Annotated in this window: 7 protein-coding genes; 2 read left to right on the forward strand and 5 right to left on the reverse strand. The window is 65.7% G+C overall.

The genetic code is table 11. From position 1 onward, the window contains the following. Nucleotides 1-59: 59 nt before the first annotated feature. Entirely contained in the window at nucleotides 60-800 is a 741-nt protein-coding gene (locus tag APZ21_RS12255) for a glucose 1-dehydrogenase (protein WP_054813401.1), read from the forward strand. Here the strand turns inward: APZ21_RS12255 and APZ21_RS12260 are convergent. Next, nucleotides 797-1,804, reverse strand: coding sequence for a YdcF family protein (locus tag APZ21_RS12260; protein ID WP_054813423.1), 1,008 nt, complete (start codon nucleotides 1,802-1,804; stop codon nucleotides 797-799). The two genes, APZ21_RS12255 and APZ21_RS12260, sit on opposite strands and share 4 nt — an antisense overlap. Nucleotides 1,805-2,322: 518 nt before the next feature. Between APZ21_RS12260 and APZ21_RS12265 the strand changes: the two genes are divergently transcribed. Beyond that, nucleotides 2,323-2,541, forward strand: a complete 219-nt coding sequence (locus APZ21_RS12265; protein WP_156371029.1) for a hypothetical protein — start codon at nucleotides 2,323-2,325, stop codon at nucleotides 2,539-2,541. A 31-nt stretch (nucleotides 2,542-2,572) separates the two neighbouring features. On the opposite strand, the gene APZ21_RS12270 is transcribed toward APZ21_RS12265, so the two are convergent. The 4 genes from APZ21_RS12270 to APZ21_RS12285 all read right to left on the reverse strand — a co-directional run bounded on the left by APZ21_RS12270 (nucleotide 2,573) and on the right by APZ21_RS12285 (nucleotide 8,811). Beyond that, nucleotides 2,573-3,985: an amidase gene (locus APZ21_RS12270; protein WP_054813403.1), complete on the reverse strand. Its 1,413-nt coding sequence runs from the start codon at nucleotides 3,983-3,985 to the stop codon at nucleotides 2,573-2,575. A 22-nt stretch (nucleotides 3,986-4,007) separates the two neighbouring features. Continuing rightward, the gene (locus APZ21_RS12275) at nucleotides 4,008-5,000 is read right to left on the reverse strand and encodes an alpha/beta fold hydrolase (protein WP_082393035.1); all 993 of its coding nucleotides are present in this window, start codon (nucleotides 4,998-5,000) and stop codon (nucleotides 4,008-4,010) included. 113 nt (nucleotides 5,001-5,113) lie between these two features. After that, on the reverse strand, nucleotides 5,114-7,303 hold the full coding sequence (locus APZ21_RS12280) for an MMPL family transporter (RefSeq protein ID WP_082393036.1): 2,190 nt from the start codon (nucleotides 7,301-7,303) through the stop codon (nucleotides 5,114-5,116). Continuing rightward, complete coding sequence (locus tag APZ21_RS12285; RefSeq protein ID WP_054813405.1) at nucleotides 7,300-8,811, reverse strand: flavin-containing monooxygenase; 1,512 nt, start codon at nucleotides 8,809-8,811, stop codon at nucleotides 7,300-7,302. Before APZ21_RS12285 ends, APZ21_RS12280 begins: the two co-directional genes overlap by 4 nt. Nucleotides 8,812-8,831 lie beyond the last annotated feature (20 nt).

Consider the following 8,831-nt stretch of genomic DNA (forward strand, 5'->3'; position numbering starts at 1 on the left):
CCCGCACCGGTTCTGTAACGTGTTCCAGTACATGAATCGGCGAGAGACGGAGGTCCGCGATGGGGCGGTTGACCGATAAAGTAGCATTGATCAGTGGTGCGGCCCGCGGCATGGGCGCCGCGCACGCCAGGGCGATGGTGGCACAGGGTGCCCGCGTGGTGATCGGCGACATCCTCGACGAACCGGGTGCCGCGCTCGCCGCCGAACTAGGCGATTCCGCGGTCTACGTCCATCTCGACGTGCGCGAGAAGCAGCAGTGGCTCGACGCGGTCGCCGAGGCCGTTGCCCGCTACGGTGGACTGCACATCCTGGTGAACAACGCGGGCATCGTCAACGGCAACCGCCTCGTCGATTTCGAAACCGCCGAATGGCAGCGCATTCTCGACATCAACCTGACCGGCACCTTCTTCGGCATGCAGGCCGCGACGCCGCCCATGATCGAGGCGGGCGGCGGGTCGATCGTCAATATCTCCTCGGTGGAAGGTATGCGCGGCAGCCCCGGACTGCACGGCTACACGGCGACCAAATTCGCGGTGCGCGGACTCACCAAATCCGCGGCACTCGAATTGGCGCCGCACGGAATTCGCGTCAACTCGGTCCATCCGGGATTCATCAACACGCCGATGACCGAGGGCATACCGTCGGATTTCCTCCAGATTCCGCTGGGCCGCGGCGCCGACCCGTCCGAGGTGTCGGCGCTGGTCACCTTCCTCGCCAGTGACGAATCCTCGTATTCGACCGGTGCGGAATTCATCATCGATGGCGGACTCACCGTCGGGGTGCCCCACAAGAGCGGTTAGGCCGCGGCATCCCCGACTGCGAGCACGGCGATCGGCGGCAAGGCCGCCAGGACCAGACAGGCGAGGATATTCGTCCACCTGTATCGCACGACCAAGGCGACGAATTCGCGCAAGATCGCAGTGGGCAGATAGTAGAGGGCGGTTCGGGCGCCGATCACCTCGGCGTCCAGACCGAGTTCGCGCGCCAGGATCGCGGTGCGCAGGACATGGAAATTGCTGGTGACCAACACCAGACGAGCGGTACCACCCCGCTCGGTGAGCAATCCCTCCGTGAACAGCAGATTCTCCCTGGTGTCGGTGGAACGATCCTCGCGCAGGATCACCTCCGGCGGGAGTCCGCCCGCGACCAGGTAGTCCGACATGGCCTCTGCTTCGGCCACCTCTTCGTCGGGCCCCCTGCCGCCGCTGGTCACGATGACCGGGGTGCGACCGGCGGCGACTTCGGCGCGGTAAACCGCTACCGCCCGATCGAGGCGGCTCGCCAGCAATGGCGACACCCGGCCATCGACGAGTCCGCAACCGTGCACGACGATCGCGTCCATGCCCGCACGGTAACCGAGATGGCCGTACAGGTAGGCGTAGAGGAGGAAGGCTAGCAGCAGTAGGCCGAAGTAGCCGACCACCAGGGTCACCGAGGCGGTGACGACGGTGAACCACGAATTCCCGAGGACATACGCGGTGACGTAGAGCGCATACGGCACGAGGAAGACCGCGGCGGCGCCCACCGGCAACACCGTGTGCGGACGAATGCCCTCCCGCCGCACCAATTGCACACCATTGAGCAGCAACGAACCCGCCGGCGCCATCATCAGCAGCGGCGCGAGGATCACCAGTACCAGGGCGAGCAGCGGCAGGGCCGACCCGTTGCCCAGGGTCAGCGCCCACACGCCGGTGAAAATCGCGCCGAGTAGCAGGAATAACCCGTTGCCCAGCCGCCGCCGGTCGGTGAGGAAACGCACCGCGAACACCGCGAGCAGGCCGAGGCCGATGGCGAGCAGAATCACCACGACACCGTAGCCGCCCGCGGCGCCCGTGCGGCGATCCGCACTCCCACAAGGCAACTCCCGCAACCGACCGGTTTGCTACGCCCGAGTCAGGACCTCCGCGTGTCCGATTCGGGACCTTAGGCAGTAAATAGGTTTGAAATCCTATATATTCGCCAGAGCGCCCCGGTGGGCGTTCTAAGGTGGCTATCGACCCGCTACCCCGCATCGGCGGGTCGGGCCGCGGTGGAACCACGCACCGGTATCCAACAACAACCGCGCCCGCAATGGTGCCGGAGAGGTGAATCGCTTCCCTCTCCGGTGCCATTTCACCTTGTTAGGCCCGTTGTGCCCCAGCCAGATACACCGGTCCGCGCCGGGGGTGGTTCGTATGCGCAGTGCGGCGGCACGGCTCGGCGCGCCGCACGGCTCGTTGGATCGACGTATGCCCGCATTCCATAGGCGCACGTCGAAACCGCACCGCGACCCACGCCCTCCCCCGACGCGCGCCGGCCAGCACCCACGAACGGAGATCAGCCGTGCCACACGATTTCGACACCACCCACTCCCGCAGCGAGGTGGCCTGGATTCCGCATCGGAAGCTCTTCATCGCCTACAGCAGCCAGTTCCCCGGCCTCTTCCACACCGACGCGAGTTCCGCGTACCGCGCGCGCCGCAAGATCGACGAGCGCATCCGCGACCTCCTCATCACCAACGACCTTCCCGAAGCTCCCACCGAACCGAAGCCGGGCCCGTAGGGCACGGTGCGCTCCGACACACTGTCGGATGTCACCGCCCCCACCAGGGTTCGGGATAGTGATGGTCCCAGTGGAGTTCGGCCTCCAGTTGGGCCGCGACCGCGACCAGCAGGCGTTCCGACTCCGCCGGGCCCATGAGTTGCGCACCCACGGGCAGCCCCTCGTCGGTGAATCCGGCGGGGATATTCACACTCGGCCAACCGAGAGCATTCCACGGAAAGGTGTACGGACACGTTCGTATGATCATCCGCTCGGTCGCCATGCTGCCGAGTCCGTCCATCGCGTGAACCGGAGGTGGAGGGGTCGACGTGGTGGGTGCCAGCACCACATCGAATTCGCCGAATACGTCCCCGATCTGCTTGTGCAGCAACGATTCCGCGGCGCGAGCCGCCCGCAGGACGGGACCCGAGAGCAGTCTGCCGTGGCGGACCTTGGCCCGCGTTCGCGCTTCGACGCGGGCGCCGGGCAGGGCGCGGAACTGCTCGGCGACGCCGGCGCTGAGTCGCGAGAGGACGGAAAGGCTGAGCACGAGTCCGTAGTCGAGGTCGCGGGCGATGACCTCGTGACCGAGGACGCGCAGGCAAGACGCTATCCGCAGCACTCCCGCGCGCACGTCCGGGTGCAGTCGCGCACCTGTCGTGGTGATCGGGGGGCTCAGGGCGAGCGCGATCCGCAACCGGCCCGGGTCGGTGCCGACCGCATCCGAAACAGGTTCGTGCGCCGCCGCATGCGTATCCGATTCGGGCGAGCCGGACACCACGTCGAGAAGCAGTGCCGCGTCGGCCACCGTACGTGCCAGCGGACCGATGACCGTCAGACCGTGGAAGGGTTCGATGTACGGCCACGGCGAGACGCGACCCCGTTGCGGTTTGATGCCGACCAGATTCGTCCACGCGGCCGGAATGCGAATCGATCCGCCGCCGTCGGATCCGAGAGCGGCGGGCACCAACCCCGCGGCCACCGCCGCCGCACTTCCCCCGGAGGATCCACCCGGCGTGTGTTCACCGTTCCACGGATTGCGGGTGTACCCGAACGCCGGGGCATCGGTGAACGGCCACTGTCCGAGTTCTGGCATATTCGTCTTGCCGACGATAACGGCTCCCGCCGTGCGGAGTCGACGCACCACCTCGGAATCGGCCTTCTTCGGCGGGAAATCGCCACCACAGCCGAACGAGGTGGACATCCCGGTCACATCGCTGTCGTCCTTCACCGCGATCGGCACACCGAGCAGCGGCAGCCGCACACCCGCCGCGATCCGCCAATCCGCCTTCTCGGCCTCGACCACGGCCGATTCCCCACGGACAACTCGGAACGCATTGAGACTCGATGCGCTCGCCTCGATCCGATTCAACGTCTCGATGACCGTGTCACGGGAGGTGACCTCGCCGCGGGCCAGTGCCCCGACAAGATCGGTGAGGCCGCGATAGTGCGCCGGGGCGGTCATCGGGTCCTCACGAATAGGACTGTCACGGTGCGAGTTCCGGCTCTTCGGAAGGGCTTTCCTGCAGGAAGTCCAGGATCAGCGCGGTCACTTCAGCCGGACTGTCCACATGTGTGAAATGGGAAGACTTCTTAACCCGGTGGAATTGCGCGTCGGGAATGAGTTCCGCCAATTTGTCGCCGGTGGCGGGCGGCACCATGGGATCACGATCGGCGTAGATCAGTTGCAGCGGCATCGGAAAGGACTGCCCCGCGGCCTTGCGGCGTTCGAGGGTCGTAGTGAAGTCGGCGAAATCGCGCGGCGCCATGACATCGCGCAGATATCCGACGAAGGCATTCGTGCCCTCGGACGTAGCGAGGGCATCGCCGTATTCCCGCGCCTCTTCCACCGACTTCAGCGTCTCGTTGTAGTAGTGCACGATCCAGTGCGCCCACCGTGTGGTGTCACGGCGCAGCCACCAGCCGAATATCTCCGGCGCACCCGGTAGCGAGAGCGCCGCGTGCATGGCATGGAAGCGCCGCTGAGCGAAGGCCAGCGCATGGATGTTGACCAGTCGCGAGAACGCACTGGAATCGGCGAGCGCGTGGCGCATACACAAGTATCCGCCGAGCGAGTTCCCGACGGCGGCGCAGCCCTGCACACCGAGCGCCGCCTGGAATTCGCCGATCCAGGCGGACATCGATGCCGCCGAGAAGCGCACCGTCGGATTGCCGCTGCGCCCAGCGCCCGGCAGGTCGGGGATGATCAGCTGATAGTGCGCACCCAGGCCCTCGAGGATGTAGCGCCACGAGTAGCTGCTCGTCATCAGACCGTGGATGAGTAATAGGGGCGGACCGTCCCCGTACTCCCGATAGTGAATCCGAATTTTCCCCAGTGATGCCGAATCCATCTCCAACTCGTGCGGTGTCGAGGAGTAGTAGGGATGCGGTTGCGACGGCCGCTCGGGCAGTGACGAATACGGCATTTGCTGGAAAGGGTTCAACGATCGTGCGGACACTGCGCCGGCTCCAATCGACATGGTTTTCCCTCCGCGGAGTTCTTGCAATGATTACAAGAGCTTGGTGACGTTAGGGTACCAACCCGCTCACACGGTTGCAACCAACTCGGTGGCTGCCGAATAGCCGTCTGGCCCTACCCGCTCACTTCCGGCGAGATCAGATCGGACTCGCCCCGGATTTCACCGGAACCACCTTCTACCGGAACGGAATCGACCGCCGGCGAACGCGTGGGCGACCGGCGGAACGGTGTCCACCAATTGGCCGCGCCCATCAGCTTCACGATCGCGGGCACCAGGAACATCCGCACCACCGTGGCGTCGATCAGGATCGCGATCGCCATACCCAGTGCGGCGACCTTCACCAGTGTCACGTCCGAGAGCGCCGCCGCGCCGGTGACGATCACGAACAGCGACGCCGCCGTCGTGATCACCCGCCCTGTACGCGAAACACCCACGCGCACCGCCTCTTCGGTATCCGCACCCTCCTCGCGGGCCTCGACCATTCGCGACATCAGGAACACCTCGTAGTCGGTGGACAGGCCGAACACGGCGACGACAACGACCACCAGGGCGGGCAGCGGCAGTGGACCGGCTTCCGCGCCGAACAATCCGGCACCGTGCCCGTCGACGAAAATCCACGTCAGCACGCCGAAGGTGGCCGCGAGACTCAACGCAGCCATGATCACCGCCTTGATCGGCAGCACCACCGATCGGAAACCGATCAGCATGACCAGCAGAATCGCGATCACCACGACGGCCAACGCCGTCGGTATCGCGTCCAGGATGGCGTCGTAACTGTCGGCCCGCAGCGCATTCATCCCCCCGACCAGCACGGTCGTCCCGTCAGGGCTCGGGATGTCCTCGAGCGAACGCACGGTCTCCTCCGAGCCCGCCGAGAAATCGGGCGCGGTCAACAATGCGCGCACGAGCACCATGTCCTCGTGCTCGCCGAGCCGGACGACCAGTCGCACGCCGTCGGTGTTCTGCGCCGCCGAGACGACCCGGGCGACCGCGTCCGAGGAAGGCGCCGCCCCGTTCTGCCCGCGAATCAGCAGCGACGCACCGTCGGTCGCGTTGGGGAACTGCGCGGACATCGTTGCCTGGGCCACGCGGACCGGATCGTCGGCGGGCAGGATATTGGGATTGATACCGCCCATTCGCAGGCCGAGCAACGGTGCGCTCAGCGCGAGCAGGGCCAGCACGATCACCGCTGTGACGGCGATCGGGCGACGCATCACGCGGGTGGCGAGGTCGCTCCAGATCCTACGAGCGCGCTCCTCACCGCGTTGGACCGCGCCACGCCGCCAGGGCAGCGCGTTGATCCGGGGACCGAGGATCGCCAGGGCGGCGGGAACCGCGGTCAACGACAGCACGGCCGCAATGGCGATCGCCGCCATCGCCCCGTAACCCAACGACCGGAGCATCGAGATCGGAAACACCATGGTTCCGGCGAAGGCGCATACCAGCAACAGTCCCGAGAACGCGATCGTCCGCCCCGCGGTCAGCACGGCCTGCTGCGCCGCTTCCACGGGTGTACGCCCTTCCTCCTCGAGCTCTTCCCGGAACCTGCTGACGATGAACAGGCCGTAGTCGATCGCCAGACCGAGTCCGATGATGGAGGCGGTATTGAGCGCGAACGCGCTGACGTCGGTGAACAGACTCACCACCCGCAGCGCGCCCAGCGATCCGACGATCGCCAGGCCGCCGACGACCACCGGCACCGATGCCGCGACGACACCGCCGAAGATCACCACGAGCAGAATGAGCATGAGCGGGATCGCCACCGACTCGGCGATGATCACGCCTTCCTTGGATTTCTCGTTGTAGGCGTCGGTGAGTGCGCTGAGCCCGGAGAACTGGGTCTCTATGCCGGGCGGGGTGAGCGCCTCGGCCAGGTCGGCGTAGTCCGACAGGCGTTCGCTCGGACTGCCCGCCAGGGTCACGGCTGCCAGCGCCTTGGTGTGATCGGTCGAGACCAGGGCCAAGCGACGGGTGCCCCCCGCCGTCCAGTACGACTCGACCGGTTCTGCCAGCCGATCGGCGGGCAGTTCGTCGAGCCTGGCTCGGACCTGCGGCCCGATATCGTCGAGTGTCTTGCCCGCGGGAGCCGTGTAGATGACCACGATATCCGGGGTCTGGCGGCCGAAGGCCCCGTCGATCAGCCGCTCCGCCTGCGCGGAGGTACTGTCCGGATCGTCGTAGCCGGCCAGATTCAGCTTGTCCATGACGCCCGCGCCCCAGAGTCCCCCGAGCAGCACGACCACGACCGAGACGGCGATTACCAGCCGCGGCCGGGTCGCCACGAACCGTGCCCATTGTTTCATCGGGACTCCGAAGTCATTGTCGTGAAGGCGAAGTCGCCGAGGGAGAAGGTCTCCGAGGCACGTTTGGCTTGCGCCGCCGAGGTCGGGCGGATCAGCGAGGAGTCGCCGTGGTGATCCAGGTAGAAGGTATTGGAGGTGGCGCACATCGAGGACCGGATCAAGGTGTCGTGCGATTGCGACCGGATGAACTGGAAGAAGCGGTCGTTGGCCTCCGGAGTGACCGCGACGGAGGTCGCGCCGCGGCGCGCGGCCTCGGTGAGCACGCGCACGATGATGCGCGACTGCGTCTCGACCATCTCGTGCCAGGACCCGCCGCACCACGAATACGGACCGAAGATCGAGAAGGCGTTCGGCAATTCGGGCAAGCAGACGCCCTCGTAGGCGCGCAGCGGATTGTTCTGGTAGAAGTCGGCCAGATCGAAGCCGTCCACCCCTACGACCGGTCGCTTTCGGTACACGTCCGGCGTAGTCGAGAGCTGGAATCCGGTGGCGAGGATGAGGACGTCGAGTTCGCGTTCACGACCGTCGACGGTTCGCACCCCGGTCGGCGTGATCTCGGCAATGCCGTCGGTCACCAGCTCCACGTGTGACTTGGTGTACGTGCGGTAGTAGGTGTTGGAGACGCTGGGCCGTTTGCAGCCGAACGCGTAATCCGGGGTCAGCTTCTTGCGCAGTTCGGCATCGCGGACCTGCAGACGCAGATACGCCTTGCCGACACGCATAGGGATCGTGGACAGCCACGGATGTTTGGCGCCCTTGACGGTCAGGCCGTAGATGCCGAGCCCGAGCAGTGTGGACACCGTCCGGTACAGCAACGGCAACATTCCGGGCACCCGGACCAGCGCGGTACGCCAGAACTGCGGAATGATGTACTCCGCCTTCGGGAAGACCCAGATGGCCCGGCGCTGGAATACGTGCAGTCTGCCCGCCACCTTCGCGACCTGCGGGATCATCTGGACCGCCGTCGCGCCGGTGCCGATGACACCGATGCGCTTGCCGGTGAGGTCGTAGTCGTCGTCCCATTCCTGGGTCGGCATCAGTTTCCCGGTGAAGGTGTTCAGCCCCTTGATATCCGGCGCCTTGTGCTCCACGAACTGTCCGAGAGCCGCGATAACGTACCGGGCCGTAATGGTGGTGCCGTCGGACAGATCGAGGCGCCAGCTGTGGGTATCCGCGTCCCAGGTGCGGCTCATCACCTCGATATTCAGCCGAATGTGCTGCCTGAGCTGGTATTTGTCCGCGCAGTGGTTGATGTACTGGATGATCTCCGCGCCCTTGGGAAAGATCCTCGTCCAGTTCGGATTCTTCTCATACGAGAACTGGTAACTCATGCCGGGAACGTCGGTCGCGACATCCGGATACCGGTTGTCGCGCCAAGTGCCGCCGATATCACCCGCCCGTTCCAGGATGGTGAATCCCTCGATGCCCGCTTGGTGCAATGCTATTGCGGCTCCGAGCCCGCCGAAACCGGCGCCGATGATGATGATGTGGTGGTCCGGGGTATTCATCCGACTACTTTCTATTGGTG

The organism is Nocardia arizonensis, from assembly GCF_001310275.1.
Taxonomy (GTDB): Bacteria; Actinomycetota; Actinomycetes; order Mycobacteriales; family Mycobacteriaceae; genus Nocardia; species Nocardia arizonensis.

Excerpts from the sequence above, each read along its gene's own strand:
- APZ21_RS12255 (WP_054813401.1), top strand. The coding sequence starts at position 60 with ATGGGGCGGTTGACCGATAAAGTAGCATTGATCAGTGGTGCGGCCCGC.
- APZ21_RS12270 (WP_054813403.1), bottom strand. The coding sequence starts at position 3,985 with ATGACCGCCCCGGCGCACTATCGCGGCCTCACCGATCTTGTCGGGGCA.
- APZ21_RS12275 (WP_082393035.1), bottom strand. The coding sequence starts at position 5,000 with ATGTCGATTGGAGCCGGCGCAGTGTCCGCACGATCGTTGAACCCTTTC.
- APZ21_RS12280 (WP_082393036.1), bottom strand. The coding sequence starts at position 7,303 with ATGAAACAATGGGCACGGTTCGTGGCGACCCGGCCGCGGCTGGTAATC.
- APZ21_RS12285 (WP_054813405.1), bottom strand. The coding sequence starts at position 8,811 with ATGAATACCCCGGACCACCACATCATCATCATCGGCGCCGGTTTCGGC.